Here is a 23,436-nt window from a genome sequence, read left to right on the forward strand (position 1 = left end):
TTCAAAAATAAAATTAATTTTAAAAAAAGAGTAATGAAATAAAGTTTGTTAATATATATAATTTAGAGTAGAAATAATTTAAATTATATATATTTTAGATATTAAAAGAAAATTATTTATTTGGAGATGCCTAAGTTACTTTAAAAATTATTAGTATAAATATTATGCCTAAAAATAAACTAAGGAGGATAAAATGAAGAGATTGTTAAAAGAATATAGTTTAATAACAATAGGAGTGATATTAGTTGCTATAGCACTTGAGTTATTCTTCTTTCCTAATCATATAGCATGTGGAGGAGTCTCTGGACTAGCGTTAGTAATAAATAATATATTAGGAATTGAACCAGGAATAGTAATGATAGTATTCAATGTAATATTGTTTGCTGTAGCATTTATATTTATAGGTGGTAGTTTTGGAATTAAGAGTATATATGCAGCTTTTGGGCTATCAATTATATTATCAGCAATAGAAAAATGTACTACACCTATAGCTATAACAGATAATTTAATTCTTGCTACAATATTTGGAAGTGCACTTTTAGCAATGGGAACAGCAATTATGTATACTCAAGATGCAACAACTGGTGGGACTAGTATTACGGCTAAAATATTAAATAAATATTGTAATATAGATTTCGGGAAATCTCTTGTAATATCTGATTCTGTAGTAATATTATTAGCGATGTATACATTTGGAGTGGAGTTAGGGTTGTTTGGATTGTTAAGTGTATACTTGACGGGTAATTTAATTGATAAATTTATAGATGGCTTTAATTTATCCAAACAAGTAATGGTTTTTACTAAGAAAGAAGAGCTTGTTGTTAATTATATAACGAAGGATGTTGATAGAGGGTGCACTGTCTTTTATGGTAAGGGAGGATACACGAAAGAACAAAACTGTGTTATATTGACAATATTAAGTAGAACACAATTCATCCAATTAAAGCAATTTATGAAAGAGCATGATCCAGAGGCTTTTATTACAGTAAATGAAACAACAGAAGTACTCGGACAAGGATTTAAAAATATACTAGAATAAGGCATATTAAAATAAATAACAAGTCAGTATGCTAGTCTATTTTGCGTCATACTATGTCGATAAAATCAGCCCATAGCTTGCTATGCGTTAATTTCATCTCCTTGTCTGACACCAAATATACGTCGCATCTTTGACTTGCTATTTTCTTTAATATGACTAATATGCATTAATTATAGAATGAAAAATAAGCTGCTTCAAAATCACCTTAATTTTGAAGCAGCTTTCATGTGCCTTAATATTTGGTTATGTTTTAGCAGAGTGTTGATATTGTTATATCAACACAGTTTTAAAACAAAGCATAATATTTCTATTTTACTATAGTGTGAGAATTAGAATTTTTATTTCCTCTAAAGCCAAATCCATCAGAAACTTCTCTACCAATTATATTTATTTTACCTGTAATACATCCACGACAATGAGATGGAGTATCTCCTGTACAGATTTTACCAGGGTATAGAGCATAAAGTTTTCGATATTCACCTTCAGTAACATTTGGCATTACAACATTAGCTCCACTTTGAAGAGCGACAACTCGTCCATTCTTGGTTAATGATTCCATTGCAGTAGTTGCAGGAATATTTATATCAGGAAGTAACAATCTAGTTAAAGCCATTACTTTTAAAGCTAAGGTAAGAGTTCCTCCTGTACAATCTTTTAAAGGGGTATCTTCATTAGGGATAAATGGACCAATACCAATCATATCAGCATTTATTTTTTTGAAAAATAATATATCATCTGCTAAAGACTCTAAAGTTTGATTTGGAAGACCAACAAGTACACCGCTTCCAACTTCATACCCTAAATCACCTAAGTTTTTTAAACAACTTAATCTTTCATCATGACTCATTAAAGGGTCCATATCTTCATACAACTTCTTATCAGTAGTTTCAATACGAAGTAAATATCTATCAGCACCAGCTTCTTTAAAAGCTTTATATTCTTCATAAGTTTTTTCACCTAAGCTTATGGTTAAAGCAACACCTAATTTTTTTATTTTTTTTATTATATTAACCATACGTTCTTTAGTGAAAAAATCATCTTCTCCACCTTGAAGAACTATTGTCTTATATCCATAAGATACTGCTTTTTTTGCAAAGTCTAAAATTTCTTCTTCAGTTAATCTATATCTTTTTATATTTTTATTGTCTCTTCTTAATCCACAATACATACAATTTCTTTTACATATATTTGTAAATTCAATTAATCCTCTTAAATGAACATAGTTTCCTAAATGTTCTTCACGCAATTTATCAGCAGTTTTAAATAATTCTTCATTTATGTCATCACATTTTAATAATTCTAAAATTTCTTCTTTACTCAAATTATGAGTAAGACTAGCTTTTTCTATTAGTTTATTCATATGGCCTCCTTTAGCTAAATATACATTAAGCAACTTGTTTTTTAGATTTAGATTTAGTTCTATTTTCATAAGATATATGTTGATATTTGTCTTCTCTAAAATCTCTAATAACTTTATACAATTGTATTATTAAAGTAGGAAGAAATGCAAATAAATATATAAATCCAACATTTGATCCAGTAAGAGGAGTTACTTCAAATAAAGTTTGAAATACTGGAATAAATAAAACTGCATTTAATAAAGCTAATCCAGTTCCAAAAGCAATCCAACTAAATTTATTTTTAAATACACCTAATGAAAAAATAGATCTTCTTCCACGACAGTTAAATCCATGGAATAGTCTTGCTAAACATAGTGTGGAAAATGCCATAGTACTTGCAGTACCAACAGGACCATTAGATAATCCAATGTGATAAGATACCATAGTAAATATTCCAATTAACAAACCTTCAATAACTATACGCTTAATAAATTCTTTGGTTAAAATGGATTCTTTACTATCTCTAGGTTTATCATTTAAAACATCTTTAGTTGATTTTTCCATTCCTATAGCAATAGCTGGAAGGCTATCAGTTAATAAGTTTATAAACAATAAATGCACAGCTGCAAAGGGTACAGGTAAAGCTCGTAAAGATGCATATAAAACTGCAAGTATTCCCGACATATTTCCTGAAAGTAAGAATCTAATAGAATTTTTAATATTAGCATAAATATTTCTTCCATTGCTAATAGATTTAACTATAGTAGCAAAATTATCATCAGTTAAAATCATTGCAGCAGCATCCTTTGATACATCAGTACCAGTTATACCCATAGCAATACCAATGTTAGCTTGCTTTAATGCTGGTGCATCATTTACACCATCACCTGTCATTGCAACAATATTATCTTTCTTTTGCCATGCTTTAACTATTCTTATTTTATGCTCAGGAGATACTCTAGCATAAACTGAGATGTGTTCCAATTTAGAAAGTAATTCAGTTTCTGACATCTTATCAAGTTCTAGTCCTTCAATAGCTAAGTCATTTTCTTGTAGTATACCAATTTCTTTAGCGATAGCAGATGCAGTAATTTTATGATCACCTGTAATCATTATTGGTTTAATTGAAGCTTTAATACAATCCATAACAGCTTCTTTAGACTCTTCTCTAGGAGGGTCTATCATTGAAATTAAACCCAAGAAAGTGAAGTCATTTTCATCATCTAAAGTAAGAGTTTTTTTCTCATTTAGTTTTTTATAGCCAAAAGCTAAAACTCTTAATCCATTGGAAGAAAGTTTTTCATTTATATCATTTATTCTTTTCTTATCTTGTGGAGTAAAGAGCTTTATACCGCTTGAAGTTTCAATTGAAGAAACTCTATGTAATAGTACATCAATAGCACCTTTAGTAACCATAATATAATCTTTGTCTATAGTATGCAATGTGCTCATCAATTTTCTATCTGAATCAAAAGGTATTTCGCTTAATCTAGGATGAGTATTTCTACAAGAAATTTCATCGATAGAATAGTTATGACCGAGATTTATTAAAGCAACCTCTGTTGGGTCTCCAAGTTCATTACCATCAATAGCAGTTGAGTCATTACAAAGTACAGAGCTAGTTAAAAGAAAATTATTAAGTGGAGCATTTAAATTAATATCATTAGAGGAAATTAATTTATTATCAGTAAAAATGCTTTTAACAGTCATTTTATTTTGAGTTAAAGTACCAGTTTTATCAGAGCAAATAACAGATACACATCCAAGTCCTTCTACAGCTCTAAGTTTTTTAATTATGGCATGTTCTTTAGACATTTTTTGAGTACCAATAGCAAGGACAATTGTAACTATAGAGCTTAATGCCTCTGGAATAGCAGCAACAGCAAGGGCAACAGCAAACATTAAAGAATCTAATATATTATTTCCTCTATAAAGGCTTAATGCAAATACTATAGCACAAATAAACATAATTCCTATAGCAAGTTTTTTAGAAAAATCATCTAAAGATACTTGAAGAGGAGTCTTTTTTTCTTGAGTTTCTTCCATAAGTGTAGCTATTTTACCTAGTTCAGTATTCATACCAGTATTGGTTACGAGAATAGTAGCTCTTCCATAGGTAACTAGAGAACTTGAGAAAACCATATTTTTTTGATCTCCTAAAGCAACTTCATCACTATTTATAATTTCAGAATGTTTATCTACACTTTCTGATTCTCCAGTTAAAGAACTTTCATTAACCTTTAGAGAAAAGTTTTCTAATATTCTTCCATCAGCAATAACTAAATCACCAGCTTCTAATATTAAAATATCTCCAGGTACTACATCTTTTGAAGGGATTTCAACCCGAATAGAATTTCTAATAACCTTAGCAGTAGGGGATGATAATGCTTTTAAGCTATTTAAAGATTGTTCAGCTTTAACATATTGAACAGTACCTAAAATAGCATTCATACTAATAACTACTAAGATTACTATGGTGCTTTCTATATTTCCAGTAGCTATAGAAATAAGAGCAGCAGCAATTAATATAATTACTAATAAATCCTTAAATTGATCTAAAAATATGGAGTAAATACTTTTTTTCTTTTTTTCTGTTAAAATGTTTTCACCATATTTTTCTAAAAAAGTTTGAACTTGATCATTTGTAAGACCATCTAAAGTAGCATTAAATTCCTTTAGAGTGTCTTCACAACTTTTACAAAAATATTTTTTCATATTAGCCAATCTCCTTTTTAATTTAATTAATACATTATCAAAAAAATTAACAAAACATCACTTTTATATAGTTTGCTCATTATTTTATTTCAAATGCTTAGGGATGTGAAATAAAATAACAAGTCAAAGATACGATGTCTATTTTTTGCATCAGACAAATAGACTAGAGTACTGACTTATTATTTTTTTGAATATCCCTTAAGGTACAAAAAAAGACCTTTAATATAAGTTTAAGAAATATTTCTTAAACTTATATTAAAAGTCTCGTTACCCATAAGGTTATAACACCAGGCTATAAATAACCGCGAATGTTGACGTTATATTTAAAACTACTCCCTTTTAATATAATACCTAATATATTTTATAATTAATGTTGTTGACAAAGTCTTCTTAAGTACAATATATTCTAAATATGAATGTTTGTCAATTAAAATAAAATATATTGGATATTATTTAATTATAGGATAATAGATAAAAATAAATTTAGATTTCAGGAAGTAATAGATATTATTTTACACATTATTGGCAATTAGTTTACAATAATAGTTATAATGTAGTTGAATCTAAATTTTAACTATTATTATAAAGAGGAGATAAGAATTATGTTCACACCTATTAAGACACCAAAAGTATATGATCAAGTTATAGAACAAATTAAAAGTAAAATAAAAAGCGGTGAGATTAAAAAGGGAGATAGATTGCCGTCAGAGAGAGAAATGGCAGAATCGCTTTCTGTTTCACGTACATCTGTAAGAGAAGCTATAAAAGCATTAGAGGTAATAGGACTTGTAGAAAGTAAACAAGGAGCAGGAAATTATATAAGAACAGATTTTCATAACTCACTTTTTGAACCTCTTTCAGTTATGTTTATGCTTCAAGAAAGTTCACTTAAGGAGATGTATGACTTAAGAGAAACCTTAGAGTTACAGTGCGCTAAATTAGCAGCAACAAATATAAAAGATACAGAAATAGATTTCTTAACCGTTATATTAGATAGAATGTATGAAGCTGAAAGTGAAGAAGAGAGTCTTGAATTAGACATAAAATTTCATTACTTACTTGCAAAGGCATCAAGGAATGTACTACTAATTAATGTTCTTGAAGTAATATCTCAACTTATGGATGAATTTATTAAAGCATCTAGAATGAAGATATTACATGAAGGAAATAGTCGGGAAAGCTTATTAGAAATACATGAAAATTTAGTAAAGGCTTTAAAGATTAGAGATGAAGTTAAAGTTTGTAATGCAATGCAAGAACATTTTGATTTAATTAGGAAAGCTTACAAATATGATAAATAAAATTTACAAATAATAATAAGGATACTGTCTAAAGATTATACTATAGATGATTTTTAGGCAGTATCCTTATATTTTTTTAATATGCCTAAAATAACATTTATCAAATTGCTACTATTGTTAATATCCTGATATTCTATCAAAGTGGAAAAATATAAATATATTCTCATAAATAATTTTAAAAACCGTTTACACATATTATTTTGTGATGTATAATAAAGCCATAAGTGGTAGTACCAATTTCAAATTGGTATGATATCTTACCAAAGTGGAGGGATAGATGTGTACATATTATTTGTTTTAGCTTGTATTCCTATTATCTGGCTTATGATCTCACTAGGGAAACTTAAAATTGCAGGTCATAAGGCATGCCCAATTGCTTTTCTAATAACTATATTACTCGCTTTATAGCAAAGAAATTTTATAGAAATACAGAAGATGAAAAAGATGTACAAGATGGAGATAAAGTTTCATTTAAAGAAGGTTTTATGGCTTGGTTATCATTTATATTAGTGTTTTTATTTGTAATGATATGTTCACCATTATTTAAAGCAATTTATACTCCATTGTCACAAATAAAAACTTCAGTACCAATTTACACGGGAGCAGGAGCAAAACCATATACTTTTTCTTGGATTGTAACTCCAGGAGTTTTAATTATTATAGCAACTTACATTGGGGGAATGTTGCAAGGATGTAAGGTTAAAGAGATTACAATAATTTTAGGTAAAACAATTAAACAAATGGTTAAATCTTGTATAACAATAGTTTCAATTGTAGCTTTAGCAAAAGTTATGGGATATAGCGGAATGATTAAATCAATAGCAGATGTGTTAGTAGTTATAACAGGAAGTTTTTACCCATTAATAGCACCTATAATAGGAGCGCTTGGAACATTTATAACAGGGAGTGATACTTCAGCAAATGTTTTGTTTGGAGAATTACAAGTACAAGCTGCTGGTTCAATTGGAGCAAATCCATATTGGATCGCCGCTGGAAATGTAATGGGAGCTACAGCAGGAAAGATGATTTCACCTCAAAGTATAGCAGTTGCAACAGCAGCAACTGGTATTGTTGGAAGTGAAGGAAAAATATTAAATTCAACTTTAAAGGTTTGCATATTCTATATTGTGCTAGCAGGACTAATAGTATTTTTCTATGGCCCAATATTTGGATTTTAAAATATAGTTTATAGGAGGTATTTATATGAATATTTTAGTTTGTATTAAACAAGTGCCAGGAACTTCTAAGGTAGAAGTTGATCCAGTTACTGGGGTATTAAAAAGAGATGGAATTGATTCAAAAATGAATCCATATGACCTATATGCACTTGAAACAGCATTGAGGATTAGAGAAAGTAACGGAGGAACAGTTAAGGTTTTAAGTATGGGACCTAATCAAGCAATTAGTGTTATTAAAGAAGCGTACACAATGGGAGCTGATGAAGGAACATTGTTATCAGATAGGCGTTTTGGTGGGGCAGATGTTTTAGCTACATCTTATACCATCTCACAAGGAGTTAAAAATATGGGAGATTTTCAACTTATAATTTGTGGAAAACAAACTACAGATGGAGATACAGCTCAAGTTGGCCCAGAAATGGCTGAATATTTAAATATACCTCACGTAGCTAATGTTGAGGAAATAATAGAAGTAAAAGACAATTCTATTATAGTTGAAATGGACATGCCTGAAAGTTTAGAAATTGTTGAGATATCTTATCCATGTTTAATAACTGTAGATAAGGGAATATTTGAACCAAGGTTACCTTCTTACAAGAAAAAAGTATCAACTAAGGATAGAGAAGTTACTATTATGAATCTTGATAATTTTAAAGATAAAAATGAGAAGAAGTATGGATTAAATGGTTCACCAACTCAAGTTGAAAGAATATTTCCACCAGAAGTTAATAATGATAGAGAAATTTGGACAGGTACTTCAAGTGAATTGAGTGAAAAGATAGGAACTAAATTAAAATCATTAAAGTTTATTTAAATGTAAATTATTATACTGGCAAAATTCTTTTAGAGTCACAAATACTAAGTTCTATATTTATAAATAATGTTAAAAAGGATTATGGAAATGATTATAAAATGAAATATTAAAAGGGGGAAGAAATTATGGCAAGATTAGTTGTAAATCAAAAAAATATACCTAATAATGAAGAATTAATAAAAATATGTCCCTTTGGTGCTCTTGAAATAAATGACGGAAAAGTTGAAATAAATGGAGCTTGTAAAATGTGCAAGCTATGTGTTAAAAAAGGTCCCAAAGGAGCTGTTGAATACATAGAAGATGAAGTTAAATCTATAGATAAAAGCCTTTGGAAGGGAATTGCTGTATATGTAGATCATGTAAATGGAAAGATTCATCCTGTAACTTATGAATTAATAGGTAAAGCAAGAGAATTAGCTGAAAAAATAAATCAACCTGTGTATTGTGTATTTATTGGTAGGAAAATTTCTGATAAAGCACAAGAGTTATTACATTATGGAGTAGATAAGGTTTTTGTATATGATGAAGAAGAACTAGAATATTTTAGAATAGAACCTTATGCAGCTGCATTTGAAGATTTTATAAATAATATAAAGCCAGCAGCAATATTAGTAGGAGCTACAACTATAGGAAGGTCTCTTGCACCTAGAATGGCCGCAAGATTTAGAACTGGACTTACAGCTGATTGCACAATTTTAGATATAAAAGAGAATACTGATTTAGTTCAAATTAGACCAGCATTTGGCGGAAATATAATGGCACAAATAGTTACGCCTAATTCTAGACCACAACTCGCAACAGTTAGATATAAAGTAATGACAGCACCTAAAAGGACAAATGAGATTAGTGGAGAAATAGTTTCATGCAATATAAGTAAGGATAAACTTGTTTCGGGAATTAAAGCACTTGAAATAAAACCAAAGGATACAGAAGTAGGAATAAGTGATGCGGAGGTAATTGTTGCAGCTGGTAGAGGTATTAAATCAGAAAAAGATTTATCTATGATAAAAGAATTAGCTAATCTTTTAGGAGCAGAATTTGCATGTACCAGGCCATTAATTGAATCAGGATGGGTTGATGCAAAAAGACAAATAGGATTAAGTGGAAGGACTGTAAGGCCAAGATTAATAATAACATGTGGAATTTCTGGAGCAGTACAATTTTCTGCAGGAATGAACAATTCAGATTATATATTTGCTATTAATACCGATGAAAAAGCACCAATATTTAAAGTAGCACACTATGGAATAGTGGGTAATATATACGAAGTTATTCCACAACTTATAGAAAAAATAAAAATGAGCAAGGAGGCATAGGGCTATGACTTATAAACAAGCTGAATTTAAGGATTATGAATATATATTATCTATTGCAGAAAATGATAAAGAAAGAGTGTTTTTTGGAGAAACAATAAATGAAGATTATAGTCATGATGAATTAGGCGGAATAAAGAAAATGCCTGATATAGTAGTTCAAGCTATAAGTACAGAGGAAGTTTCAAAAGTAATGAAATATGCTTATGAAAATTGTATCCCAGTGACTCCAAGAGGATCAGGTACAGGACTTGTTGGTTCAGCTGTTCCACTTAAAGGTGGAATAGTTATAGATCTTAGTAGAATGAATAAAATATTGGAGATTGATGAAGAAAATCTTACTCTTACATTAGAATCAGGAGTTTTACTTATGGAGATAAGTAAATATGTTGAAGAATTTGATTTATTTTATCCACCAGATCCAGGTGAGAAGTCAGCTACAATAGGAGGAAATATAAGTACTAATGCAGGGGGAATGAGAGCTGTAAAGTATGGCGTAACTAGGGATTATGTAAGAGGATTAGAAGTAGTATTACCAAGTGGAGAGATAATAAATTTAGGTGGTAAAGTAGTAAAGAATAGTTCAGGTTATGCATTAAAAGATTTAATGGTTGGTTCAGAAGGAACTTTAGGAATAGTAACAAAGGCAATTTTAAAGTTATTACCACTTCCTAAAAAATCACTAAGTTTACTTATACCGTTTGAAAGTCTTGAAAATGCTATAGATACTGTACCTAAGATAATTAAATCTAAGTCAATACCAACAGCAATTGAATTTATGCAAAGAGAAGCAATATTAGCTGCAGAAGAATTTTTAGGAAAAAGTTTCCCTGATAAATCTTCAGATGCTTATCTTTTATTAACCTTTGATGGAAATTCTACAGAAGAAGTTGAAAAAGCTTATGAAAATGTTGCAAATATATGCTTAGATTCTGGTGCATTAGATGTATTTATTTCTGATACAGAGGAAAGACAAGAATCAATTTGGTCAGCTAGAGGATGTTTCCTTGAAGCTATTAAGGCATTAACTACAGAAATGGATGAAGTTGATGTTGTTGTACCAAGAAATAAGATAGGAGAATTCGTAAAGTTTACTCATGAGCTTGAACATAAATTTGAAATTAGAATAAAGAGTTTTGGCCATGCTGGAGATGGAAATTTACACATTTATATATTAAGAGATGCTCTAGATGAAAAGACATGGCACGAGAAGTTAGAACTTGTTATGAAAGATATGTATGAAAGAGCTAAAGAATTAAAAGGACAAGTATCAGGAGAACATGGAATAGGATTCGCAAAAAAACCATATTTAAAACAATCACTTTCCAGTGAAATACTGTCTATAATGAAAGGAATTAAATTAGCATTTGATCCTAAGGATATACTAAACCCAGGAAAAATATTTGAGTAAGGCATATTAAAGAAAATAAGACCTCATCATTAAGGTACTGTTAATGTAAATATTAACAGTACCTTTTAGTATAAGAGGAACTACTTGTGTATAAACTAAATATAATAAACTTTTTTTATTGTAAAAATGAGATTAAGTTAAAATATGTGTGATATATTACTCAAATTGGAGGAGTCAATAGTGTATTTATATTTTTTGATAGCTTGCATACCCATTATATGGATTATGATTTCTTTAGGTAAATTAAAAATACCAGGATATAAAGCATGTCCTATCGCACTTTTAATTACATTTTTACTTTCAATATTTGTGTGGAAAATGAGTATTAAAGAAGCAGTTACATCAGGATTAGAGGGAGTAGCATTAGCGTTATGGCCAATAGTTATAATTATCATAGCAGCTGTTTTTACATATAATTTGTCTGTACATACTGGGAGTATGGAAACTATAAAAAAAATGATGACCAGTGTAACTAATGATAAAAGAATTTTAGTATTAATATTATCTTGGGGATTTGGTGGGTTTCTTGAAGCAATTTCGGGATTTGGTACTGCTATTGCAATACCAGCTAGTATTCTTGCAGCATTAGGCTTTGAGCCAGTATTTGCAGCTATTATTTGTTTAATAGCAAATACTACACCTACAGCATTTGGAGCTATAGGCTTACCAGTAACCACCTTAGCCGAGGTTACTAATTTAGACGTAAGGCAGTTGTCATATGTTATAACACTTCAGTTATTTATAATGATACTGATAATACCATTTGCATTAGTTATAATAACAGGAAAAAGTTCAAAGGCTATAAAAGGTATATTCGGAATCACGTTAGTATCTGGATTAGGATTTGCATTGCCACAAATATTTGTTGCAAAGTATATGGGTGCTGAATTGCCTGGAGTTATAGGAGGAGCTGTATCTATGGGCTTGACTATTGTTATAGCCAATAAGTTCTATAGGAACACAAAAGATCCTCAATACGCAGTTAAAACTGTTTATAAAGGAGAGGAGATTTCACCTAAAAAGGCTCTTTTAGCATGGACTCCTTTTATACTTTTGTTTTTGTTTATAATTCTATGTTCACCTTTATTTCCTGTTATATATGAGCCATTAGCAGCAGTGAAAACATCTGTTTATATTTATAAAGGCGTAAATGCAAAGCCATATATATTTTCTTGGCTTGTAAGTCCTGGAACTTTGATTATAATAGCTACTTATATTGGAGGAATCATTCAAGGTGTTAAATTTAAAGAGATAACAAGTATTTTATTTAAAACCCTTAAACAAATGTCTAAATCAGTAATTACTATAATTTCCATTGTAGTTTTGGCAAAAATAATGGGGTATAGTGGAATCATTAAATCAATAGCAGGTGTTCTGGTACTTGTAACTGGTAGATTTTATCCATTTATATCCCCTATTATAGGAGCACTTGGAACATTTGTAACAGGAAGTGACACTTCAGCAAATGTTTTATTTGGAGGTCTTCAAGTGGAGGCTGCAAAGTCGATTGGCATAAATCCATATTGGCTTGCAGCAAGTAATGTAATGGGGGGAACAGCAGGAAAAATGATTTCGCCTCAAAGCATAGCTGTAGCAACTGCTGCTACAGGACTTGCAGGTAGTGAAGGAAAGATATTTAATTCAACTATAAAAGTATGTTTAGCTTATGTTTTATTTGCAGGATTATTAGTTTTTTCTTGTAAATCATTATTAATATTCTGAAAATATATTAATAAATAAGACTATCTAAAATGGTAGTTTTATTTGTATAATATAGAATAATATATAAAGGAAAACCTTAAATATTTTTAAAGTGGATTAATATAACAATATCAACACTATTCTAAAACATAGCCAAATTTTAAAAGATAATAAAGTAATTACTGGAATTTTGTATACTATTTTCGGTATAATATAGTTAAATTATAGCCATATATTAAAAGAGATGTAAGTGAGGATATAGAATTATGACAGGACTTGTACTAGAGGGAGGAGCATTTAGAGGTCTTTTTACAGCAGGGGTTTTAGATGCATTAATAGATATAGAAGCTGAGATAAAATATATAGTTGGAGTATCTGCAGGAGTTACTAATGGATATTCTTTTGTTTCAAAGCAAAGAGGAAGAAATTTAGAAATTATGAATAGGTTTATTGATAATAAAAGATATATTGGATATGGAAACTTAATTAAATTCAGATCTTTAATGGATATGGATTTTGTTTTTGATGAAATACCCAATAAACTTTGTCCTTTTGATTATAAATCTTTTAATGAATTTGATGGGAAAGTACTTGCAGGAGGATTTAATATCGAAACTGGAAAAGTTGATTATTTTGACCAAGATAGTTTAGATGAGAAAAATTTAATATTAAGAGCTAGTTGCTCAATACCAATGTTATTTCCATTTGTAAAGATAAAAGATAGTTATTATGCTGATGGTGGTCTTTTGGATCCTATACCTGTTGCCAAATCAATAAGTGATGGTAATGATAAAAATATAATAATATTAACAAGAAATTATGGATATAGAAAAAAAGAATCAAAAACTAATAATATAGCTTATAAAGTTTATAAGAAGAAGTATCCTAAATTAGCTAATGTATTAAAAAATAGATATATTATATATAATAAACAGCTTGATTATTGTAAAGAATTAGAAGATAAAGGACAAGCACTGGTTATTCGTCCAACTGTAGATATGAATATAGGTCGTTTTGAAAGAGATAGGCTTAGATTAAAAGAAATTTATGATAATGGATATGATGAGATTATTAAGAATAAAGATAAAATAATTAACTTTCTGTAAGAATAATGTGAATTATTATTTATAGAACATCAGATATTTAGTCTTATTATATTAAAATATCAACACTATTTTAAAACATAGCCATTAAAACAAATAGAAAGTATGGTAAAAGAATGTTTTAGTTAATATAAAATTAGAACATTCTTTTTTATATGATATTTTTTTGATTGTTTATATTATTATAACCCGTTGTGCCAGTTAAAATAGTAAGCACAAATTTTCAATGGCTACTTCGCAATTGTATATTATATATTCTTACTTTAGCTATTTATTTGGAGATGACGTATATAGCTTATAATGAGATCCATAAATTTAACTATTACAAGGAGTTATTATAATAATAAAACAAGACAATTTTAAGAGATAGTTATTCATAAAAAATAGAAGTTATCCACAATAAATAATAAAATTTTAAATTATATGTGGATAAGTTAAACAAAATAGTATTTACAATAGTGAAACATAAAAATATAAATGTTAGTTGACTTAAATGTAATGTGTATATAAAATCAGTTTTGGAGATATATCTTAGTGATAAAATTACATATAAAAAAGGAGAAATGGTTACTTGAGTGAAAAACAGTATTATTCTAATAAAGAAAAAAATAAAAATGAGGAATTAGGTGAAAATAAATACAAAGAAGATTTGATTGATGATTCACCCGATTTATACGAAGATATGGTTGAGGACCTATTTGATAAGTTCGCAAACAAAATGGATAGGATGTTTATTAAAGGTATATATTCCTTTGATATAAAAGAATTATTAAATTGTCTATCTAAAGAGTCAACATATACTATAGCTAAAAATCTTGGAATGATTAAAATATCAACTTTAAATAAAGATAGCTTAATTGATAAAGTTCTTAGTGAATATAAAACATTAATTGAAAAACAAATGATTTTTTTTGAAGAAGAAAGATATAAAATTTTGAAGAGTTATGTTGATAATGGTGGTATAAAAATTTTTGATGAAATTGATGAAGATGAGATAAAGAAAAGTGCATATTTTATGCGACGAGGAATTATTTTTCCATCTCTAAAGGATGGAAAAGCAGTATTTTTAATGCCGGAAGTACTACAAAATTTAATTAAAGAAAAAAATACATTGGAATATAGAAATATAATAAAAGGTAATAGTGAAGTACTAAGTCTTTATAGAGGAATGAATAAAGCATATGGTGTTGTTAAAATAAATGATATTAAAGAAATATTTAAAAGATATACTATCAATCATTTAGAAAATTATCAAGTAGAAGAATTGATAAGAGAAGGACAATATTATTATAATGAATATAGACAAGAGGAAATGTTTTTTATAAATAATCAAATAGAGAATTACAAGGAATTAGTAGATACTATAGATAAAGACGAGAATTTAGAATATGCTAGGATTACAAAGGAAGAGTTGATTAGCATGTTATATGAAGATTGGCTTTATAAAACTAAATTTGGAAAAGCATTTTATAAAGAGTTTACAAACACATTTGAAATTACTAAAGATATGGTAATAAATATTATGAAAGATTTAGCTTTAGATATTCAAGAAAATGAACTAAAAGAAACTATAAGTGGAATGTTAGAATTAATGGATGAAAGTAATAAGAATATTAAAGATTACATGAGTAATGTTATTAGTAAGTTTATTAGTAATATTAGAATTTGGAAGTATAAAGGTGCTAGTATTAATGAAAGAAGAGGAAATATAACTACTGTAAAAACAGAAAAGTCTGTAGGTAGAAATGATCTTTGCATATGTGGTAGTGGTAAGAAATTTAAAAAATGTTGTGGAAAAACTAATAAGGCATATTAAAGAAAATAACAGTCGATTATGTGATGTATATTTTGTGCTATACCAAGAGAGGTAGTACTTTTATAGTATTAACTATAAGGGAATTATATGGACAAGGCATGGTACAAGATATACTAACATATTGATTAGTTATTTTTTTAGAATATGCCTAAATAATCTACATTTATCCGATAGTTATCACCCGTAACACTCCTACTTCTATAAGTGGGAGATAAAAGCTGAATGCTCATTATATAACGATTTCTAAGTTTCAGATAGAGTCTAAAACCCAACTGAGACTTAGAAATCTATTTATATTAGATGCTGGAATATAATTACACTCATAAATTTAATTGAAACCTATACAGTTTTGATTTTACAGACGATATAATAATATACAGAGAAAGAAGGTGTTTTAAAGTGAAAAAAATGATAAGAAATATAGCACTTGTACTAATAGTAATAACAAACATAACATTAATCACAACATTACCTGCATTTGCAAGTGAAAGCTTTTATGATGCACAAGATTTAGAAAACAGTATGTATAATCATTTACAGAATTGGGATGAAAATTTTGAATTTTCTTATGATGGGAATGATACTATGGATTTATTAAAAAGTGCGTCTGAAAATGATGATTATTTAGAAAGATCTATTGATAAATTTAAAATATTAAAAAGAAATTCAGAATATATAGCTGAAGTAACTTATAGAACAACAAAAGAACAAGAAAATTACATAGATTCAGAATTGAAAAGAATAGTAAACAATATGATTGATCCTAATATGAGTGATATTGATAAGGTAAAAACAATAAATGATTACATAGTAAAAATATATAAATATGATTATAGCCTTAAATCAGATAATGTATATTCTGCATTAACAACAGGGACAACCATATGTCAAGGTTACGCCATGACAGCGTATAAAATGTTTAAACTTGCCGGAATAGAATGTAGAATTGTAGTTGGAACTATTAATGGTGGCCCTCATGGCTGGAATTTAGTTAAAATTAATGGAAATTGGTATCATTTAGATATAACCAATAATGATAGTATAATTAGAGATAAGTATTTGCTTATAAGTGATAACTTTTTAGCAAGCAATGGTTTTAGCTGGGATAGGACAAAGTATCCATCAGCTAATTATAGTTATTATAGTTCTTCAATGGCATACATTGATTATAATAATGATAAAGAGAGTGATATTTCAGAATATTATAATGGTGGACATTGGTATAATCAAAATAATTCATGGTATTTTAAGAGGAATTCAGGAGAAAATGCTACTAATTGGTTTAAAGACAATGATAATTGGTATTATTTAGGACGAGACGGTAAAATGCAAATTGGATGGATATATGATAAAGGTAATTGGTATTATTGTTGGTCAAATGGAATTATGGCTACAAGTACTAAAGTTAATGGTTATACTTTAAATGAACATGGTGCTTGGATAGCATAAGGCATTTCTAAATAAATAACTAGTCAGTTTTCTTATCTTTTTTGTACTACACTGAGTCAGCAAAGTTAGTTAATAATAGTAGTATTAACTGACGTTACTTCCTTGTCTAGTTCAAAAAATCTTAAGAATATTTGACTAGTTATTTATTTTATAATGCCTAATATTGATATTTATGAAGAAAATAATATATGTAATAGATTGTTTTTTCACAAATGTTAATATTTCTACATATATTAAATTAATATCATTACATGGAGTTGAAAACGCGTGATATACGGGCTGATTTTAGCTGGAGGTAAAGGCAGTAGACTATATCCTCTCTCAAGAGCCAATCAACCAAAACAATTTTTAAAGGTTATTAATAACAAGAGTTTTTTAGTTAATACGGTAGATAGAGTGAAGCCTTTAATAGATAAAGACAATATTTATGTTGTAACTAATAAAGATTATGAAAATAAGATAAAAGAAGAACTTGTAGAAATTAATAAAGACAATATTTTTATAGAACCTGCGAATAAAGAAACTGCTACTTGCATAGGTCTTTCAGCAGTTAAACTATTAAAGCAAGATGCTGATGCAGTAATGGTAGTATTACCATCAGATCATTATATTCAAGGGGAAAAACAATATACTGATACTTTATGTCAAGCCGTAGAAATGGCAAACAGAAGAAGGTGCATAGTAACTTTAGGTATAGAACCAACTCGTCCAGAAACAGGCTATGGGTATATTGAAATGGGCGATAGGACTAGTGGTAATATATCCACTTATAGAATAGCTAGATTTACTGAAAAACCTAATTTAGAGGTAGCAAAGGATTTCATGTTAAAGGGCACTTATTTATGGAATTCCGGAATGTTTGTTTTTAGAGCTGATGTTATATTAAGAGAAATAGAAAAATATCTTCCAAAGATGCACAAGCCTTTGATGGAAATATATAAGCATATTGGAGAAGATGATGAGGAAGAGGTTACTAAAGAACAGTATGATCTTATTGATGGAATATCTATAGATTTTGGAGTTATGCAAAAAACAAGAAAAGCATATGTAATAAAGTGTGATTTTAATTGGGATGATATCGGAAGTTTCAGTGCATTAAGTAGATTTTTGGAGATATATAGAAATAACAATATATCTAAAAATGTATATGTTGAAGAATGTGAGAATTGTTCTGTTTTTGGAGGAAAAAATTTAGTAATTGGATTTGGAGTAAAGGATTTGGTAATAGTAGATGCAGGAGATGTAATACTTGTAATGGATAAAAATAAAGATCAAGAAATAAAGCATTTATTAAATAAGTTAAGTGATGAAAATGAATATAAAAAGTTTCTGTGAAAAATGTTTTAATTATAACAATATACGCAAATGAAAGAGCGTTAAAAAAGTATAATATGAACTATTATTCAGTTGTAGTTTATACTTTTTAGCACTCTTATTTTTCTTAGAAGAGGAATACAGGAGAGTGGAAATAATTAAGCTATATATATTCTAAAAATCATTGTTCATTTGAATTTATTCAGTATATCTATTATTTATTTAGATATTAACCATATAAATATAATATTTTTAATATATAACTTAATTAGTTAGATGTCCTTAAGTCCAATTCTTTAGCATGCTGAACAATATGTAGCAATATCAACATATATTTAAAACAGTGCGAAAGCATAAAGTAAATTAATGTGAATAAAATTTTTTAGAATACATATATTTAACTTAAATAATGTATCTTAATATAATTACCATAAAATAATTGCAATAAAATTATTGTAAAAATATGAATATAATATTATTATAAATATATATTAATAAGTGATTCATAATATCTCTTAATTAATATATATTATTTTTTTGATAAGGGTATTAAAAGTATATGAGATGAGAATATTGAGAGGATGTGGTATTAAATTGATGATTAATACTCATAAACTTGTTGGGGAAAATATTTTTAATTATGCAAATAGTAAGAGTGTTTACTTAATTAATGATTATAGATTTATATGGGGAAATATAAAGCCAGATTGTGTATCAAAATATAAACTAATGAAACATTATTTTAATGAAAGTATAGATATTATAATTTCAAAAATAATAAAGTTAGCTTCATTATCACTAGAGGATATTTATTATAAACTTTCTGTTAATAAATTTAGTGAAGAATTAGGAGTTATATGTCATTTTTTATGTGATTATTTTTGTGCTCCACATTACTATAGATGGGAATTTAAGAGTACGAGTCAAGTTAAAAATCATATGATGTATGAAAAAGATTTAGCAAAGGTAGCTAAAAAATTTAAACCAACAGGAATTATAACTTCAAACATAACAGTGAATAATGTTAAAGAGTTTATATTAGATTTACAAGAACAATATAAAGGATCATTAGATTATAAAAATGATTTGACTTACTCATATTATGTTTGCGACAGTGTAGTAAATATGATTTTAAATAATGTATTTTTAAATGAGAATAAAGTAATTAAAGCAATTTAGGCATATTGACTTGTTATTTATTTCAATATGCCTTAAGTACTTGTAAAAAAATTCGTCTTAATAATTTAGGCGAATTTTTTTTATTTTATTTATTAAAACTTGTTGCATAAATAAAATAAAATGCATATAATACAATTAAACATATGAACAGATGAACATATGTTTCAAGGAGGGGTATTATGATTAAAGAAAATATAAATGTTGAAAGTTGTAGTTGCAATACAATTCACGAGGATACAGTAATAAAGGTTAAGGATTTACTGCCACAAGATGAAATTCTATATGACCTAGCAGAATTATTTAAAGCGTTTGGTGATTCTACTAGGGTAAAGATACTATGTGCTTTATTTGAATCAGATATGTGTGTATGTGATTTAGCAGCAGTTTTAGGAATAACTCAATCTGCAGTGTCTCATCAATTAAGGACCTTAAAAGCTTCAAGGCTTGTAAAGTTTAGAAGAGCTGGTAAGGTTGTTTATTATTCATTAGAAGATGAACATATAAAACATATATTCAATGAAGGATTTAAACATATTATTGAGTAGGAGATGATGTAATTGACAAATGAAATTAAGATCTTATTAAAAGGATTAAATTGTGCTAACTGCGCTAATAAAATAGAAGCTAAGGTAAATGCTTTAAAAGAAATAAATGAAGCAAATATAAATTTTTCTCTTGGAATTATTATAATAAGTATAAATGAAAAAAGTAATGAAGAAGAAGTTATTAATAAAATAAAAAAGATAGTTAAAGAATTAGAGCCAGATGTTGTTGTAAGTAAATATAAAAAAAATAACAATAATTTAAAAATGTATAAAAGCTCATGTAAAGAAGGGGATTGTTGTTCTACGCACTATCATCTACATGAAAGTCATGGACATTCTCACTCAAGTGATAATAATAATCATTCAAATGAAAATCATTCGCATTCATTTGAAAAAAAAGATTTTTTACAAAAAAATAGTTTAGCAATTATAGGAATTTTACTGTATATCATAGCTATGTTTTTCAAAGAAAAGAGTTATTTGAATATAAGTCTATTTATTTTAAGCTATGCTTTAATTGGAGAAAATGTATTAAGAATTGCTTTTAAAAATATTTTAAGAGGAGAGGTGTTTGATGAGAATTTTTTAATGAGCATAGCTACATTAGGGGCTTTAGTTATAGGACAATATCCTGAAGCTGTAGGAGTTATGATATTTTATAAGATTGGAGAATTATTTCAAGGTTATGCTGTTAATAAATCAAGGAAGTCTATTACTTCACTTATGAACATTAGACCAGAGTATGCAAATCTCTTAACTAAAAGTGGAGAAAGAAAAGTCTCACCAGAGGAAGTTAAGGTAAATGATATAATTATAATTAAGCCAGGTGAGAGGGTTGCACTTGATGGAATAATTTTTGAAGGAGAAGGTGCAATAGATACATCTGCATTAACAGGAGAATCTATGCCGAGAGAAGTATACAAAGATGATGAAATCTTGTCTGGAAGTATTAATTTAAATTCAGTTATTAAAGTTAAAGTTAATAAAAGCTTTGGAGAATCTACTATTTCTAGAATTTTAGAGATGGTTGAAAATGCAAGTAATAAAAAAGCTCCAACAGAACAGTTTATTACGAAATTTTCTAGGGTTTATACACCTATAGTCGTATTTTTAGCTTTAGCTGTTGCAATAATTCCTCCTATTATAGTTAAAGGAGCAGTTTTTTCTGATTGGATTTATAGGGCATTAATTTTTTTAGTTATATCCTGTCCATGTGCTTTGGTTGTTTCTGTACCTTTAGGATTATTTGCAGGAATTGGAGGAGCATCTAAAAAGGGAGTGTTAGTTAAAGGCGGAAATTATCTTGAAGCTCTTAAAAAAATAGATACTGTTGTATTTGATAAGACTGGAACGTTGACTAAAGGAGTATTTAAAGTTACTGAAATAAATTCACTATATATAGATAAAGATGAATTACTAAAGATTGTAGCATTAGCAGAAAGTTTTTCTAACCACCCAATAGCTCAATCAATAGTAAAGGCTTATAAGAAACAAATTAATAAAGAAGAAGTTAGTAATTATGAAGAATTATCAGGTCATGGAATAAAGGCTACGATTCAAGGCAAAGAAGTGATTTTAGGTAATTACAAATTAATGAAAGACAAAAATATTGATTGTGAAAAAGTAACTAAAGTAGGAACAGTTGTTTATGTTTCAATTAATGGGGTATACAATGGAAATATAGTAATTGCGGATGAGGTAAAGGATGATTCGAAGGAATCAATAAAAAAATTAAAAGCTTTAGGTATAAACAAAATAGTTATGCTTACAGGAGATAGTAAATTAGTAGCAGAACAAGTTGCAATAGATCTTGGAGTAGATGATTTTAAGAGTGAGCTTTTACCAGTAGATAAAGTAGTACAGGTGGAAAATTTAATTAAAGAAAAAAAGTCAAATGGTAAGTTGATATTTGTAGGAGATGGAATTAACGATGCACCAGTACTTGCAAGAGCAGACATAGGTGTAGCTATGGGGGGAATTGGATCAGATGCAGCAATAGAAGCAGCAGATGTCATATTAATGAAGGATAACCCACTAGCTTTAGTAGATGCCATTAAGGCTGGTAGAAAGACTAATAAAATATTGTGGCAAAATATTATTTTCTCACTTGGAATTAAAATAATTGTGTTAATACTTGGAACTTTTGGATTAGCTACAATGTGGGAAGCCGTATTTGCAGATGTTGGAGTTACATTAATTGCAGTATTAAATTCTATGAGGGCACTTAAGATATAGTTTAAAGATAAATAAGGCATTGTAAAATAAATAACGAGCAAAAGATTCTTAGAATTTTTTGAACTAGACAAAGAAGTAAAGGCAGTTAATATTATTGTTATTAGCTGCCTTTGCTGACGCAGTATAGTTAAAAAAGACAAGAAGACTAACTAGTTATTTATTTGGAGATGCCTAAGTTAAAAAATCCAATTCATAAGATTTCATGAATTGGATTTTTAAATTCATATCTTATTTTTTAGATGCATAAGTTAAAGATTTATGGCAATATTGACAATAAAATACTAAAAAAGTATACTATAATTTTAAATAAGAAGATATTACTTCAGATAAAACTAGAAAAAAGTAGCTTTTTATATTATCATAAACTAGGGAGGAAAATAAATGTCAATTGTATCAATCATATTTATATCTATAGGGTTAGCTATGGATGCTTTTGCAGTGTCCCTTACTACGGGGCTTAAAGTGACAAAAGAAGAAAAAAGAAAAATTGCATTAAAAGCAGGAATGTATTTTGGAGGATTTCAAGCATTAATGCCTTTAATTGGTTGGATTTTAGGAATAGGATTTAATCAATATATACAGCAATGGGATCATTGGATATCATTTATTTTATTAACTATTATAGGTGGGAAAATGATTTATGAATCTATAAATGGAAAAGATGATGATAATATTGACATCCATTCTAGTAAAAGATTTTTAATGTTAGCTATTGCAACTAGTATAGATGCTTTAGCTGTAGGAATTAGTTTTGCATTTTTAAATGTTAATATACTTATAGCAGTTTTCTTAATTGGAATAATTACATTTATTACCAGTTGGGCAGCTGTATATATTGGAAAAATATTTGGAGAATTACTTAAAGACAAAGCTGAGATTATTGGAGGAGTAATTCTAATTTTAATGGGAATACAAATTTTAGTTGAACATTTAGGATTATTAGAAAAACTAATTTAATAAAATCAGAAAGTAAAATTAAGTAA

The 23,436-nt window shown here is 28.1% G+C and carries 16 protein-coding genes and 1 pseudogene; 15 read left to right on the top strand and 2 right to left on the bottom strand.

Annotated features, from left to right (window positions below; genetic code table 11):
• The first annotated feature begins 193 nt into the window (after positions 1-193).
• Positions 194-1,039, top strand: a complete 846-nt coding sequence (locus BM027_RS03520) for a YitT family protein (protein ID WP_090088834.1) — start codon at positions 194-196, stop codon at positions 1,037-1,039.
• Between the two features lie 307 nt (positions 1,040-1,346).
• Here BM027_RS03520 and hydE read toward each other — a convergent pair whose 3' ends face one another.
• Positions 1,347-2,399, bottom strand: coding sequence for a [FeFe] hydrogenase H-cluster radical SAM maturase HydE (gene hydE, locus BM027_RS03525; protein WP_090088835.1), 1,053 nt, complete (start codon positions 2,397-2,399; stop codon positions 1,347-1,349).
• A gap of 25 nt (positions 2,400-2,424) precedes the next feature.
• Positions 2,425-5,094 (bottom strand): cation-translocating P-type ATPase, encoded by a 2,670-nt coding sequence (locus tag BM027_RS03530; protein ID WP_090088836.1) that lies wholly within the window; start codon positions 5,092-5,094, stop codon positions 2,425-2,427.
• Positions 5,095-5,696: 602 nt separating this feature from the next.
• On the opposite strand from BM027_RS03530, the gene BM027_RS03535 reads away from it, so the two are divergent.
• From BM027_RS03535 to BM027_RS03600, 14 genes and pseudogenes are all read left to right on the top strand, one after another.
• Positions 5,697-6,395, top strand: a complete 699-nt coding sequence (locus tag BM027_RS03535; RefSeq protein ID WP_090088837.1) for a FadR/GntR family transcriptional regulator — start codon at positions 5,697-5,699, stop codon at positions 6,393-6,395.
• Positions 6,396-6,787: 392 nt separating this feature from the next.
• Positions 6,788-7,573: pseudogene (locus BM027_RS03540) on the top strand (L-lactate permease); the annotation flags it as partial.
• 25 nt (positions 7,574-7,598) lie between these two features.
• The gene (locus BM027_RS03545; RefSeq protein ID WP_090088839.1) at positions 7,599-8,387 is read left to right on the top strand and encodes an electron transfer flavoprotein subunit beta/FixA family protein; all 789 of its coding nucleotides are present in this window, start codon (positions 7,599-7,601) and stop codon (positions 8,385-8,387) included.
• A gap of 125 nt (positions 8,388-8,512) precedes the next feature.
• A complete protein-coding gene (locus BM027_RS03550) occupies positions 8,513-9,703 on the top strand; it encodes an electron transfer flavoprotein subunit alpha (RefSeq protein ID WP_090088840.1) in 1,191 nt (396 codons plus the stop codon).
• Positions 9,704-9,707: 4 nt separating this feature from the next.
• A complete protein-coding gene (locus BM027_RS03555) occupies positions 9,708-11,111 on the top strand; it encodes an FAD-binding oxidoreductase (RefSeq protein WP_090088841.1) in 1,404 nt (467 codons plus the stop codon).
• 144 nt (positions 11,112-11,255) lie between these two features.
• A complete protein-coding gene (locus BM027_RS03560; RefSeq protein ID WP_090088842.1) occupies positions 11,256-12,833 on the top strand; it encodes an L-lactate permease in 1,578 nt (525 codons plus the stop codon).
• Positions 12,834-13,078: 245 nt separating this feature from the next.
• Complete coding sequence (locus BM027_RS03565; RefSeq protein ID WP_090088843.1) at positions 13,079-13,918, top strand: patatin-like phospholipase family protein; 840 nt, start codon at positions 13,079-13,081, stop codon at positions 13,916-13,918.
• 568 nt (positions 13,919-14,486) lie between these two features.
• Positions 14,487-15,731, top strand: coding sequence for an SEC-C metal-binding domain-containing protein (locus BM027_RS03570; protein ID WP_090088844.1), 1,245 nt, complete (start codon positions 14,487-14,489; stop codon positions 15,729-15,731).
• Between the two features lie 408 nt (positions 15,732-16,139).
• Entirely contained in the window at positions 16,140-17,180 is a 1,041-nt protein-coding gene (locus tag BM027_RS03575; RefSeq protein ID WP_242943275.1) for a transglutaminase domain-containing protein, read from the top strand.
• 267 nt (positions 17,181-17,447) lie between these two features.
• Complete coding sequence (locus BM027_RS03580; RefSeq protein ID WP_090088846.1) at positions 17,448-18,515, top strand: mannose-1-phosphate guanylyltransferase; 1,068 nt, start codon at positions 17,448-17,450, stop codon at positions 18,513-18,515.
• A 576-nt stretch (positions 18,516-19,091) separates the two neighbouring features.
• Positions 19,092-19,673: a zinc dependent phospholipase C family protein gene (locus tag BM027_RS03585; RefSeq protein WP_090088944.1), complete on the top strand. Its 582-nt coding sequence runs from the start codon at positions 19,092-19,094 to the stop codon at positions 19,671-19,673.
• 179 nt (positions 19,674-19,852) lie between these two features.
• Positions 19,853-20,218, top strand: a complete 366-nt coding sequence (locus tag BM027_RS03590; RefSeq protein WP_090088848.1) for an ArsR/SmtB family transcription factor — start codon at positions 19,853-19,855, stop codon at positions 20,216-20,218.
• 12 nt (positions 20,219-20,230) lie between these two features.
• On the top strand, positions 20,231-22,453 hold the full coding sequence (locus BM027_RS03595) for a heavy metal translocating P-type ATPase (RefSeq protein ID WP_090088850.1): 2,223 nt from the start codon (positions 20,231-20,233) through the stop codon (positions 22,451-22,453).
• A 381-nt stretch (positions 22,454-22,834) separates the two neighbouring features.
• Positions 22,835-23,410, top strand: coding sequence for a manganese efflux pump MntP (locus tag BM027_RS03600; RefSeq protein ID WP_090088851.1), 576 nt, complete (start codon positions 22,835-22,837; stop codon positions 23,408-23,410).
• The last annotated feature ends 26 nt before the right edge of the window (positions 23,411-23,436 follow it).

It is taken from the genome of Clostridium uliginosum (assembly GCF_900112485.1).
Taxonomy (GTDB): domain Bacteria; phylum Bacillota; class Clostridia; order Clostridiales; family Clostridiaceae; genus Clostridium; species Clostridium uliginosum.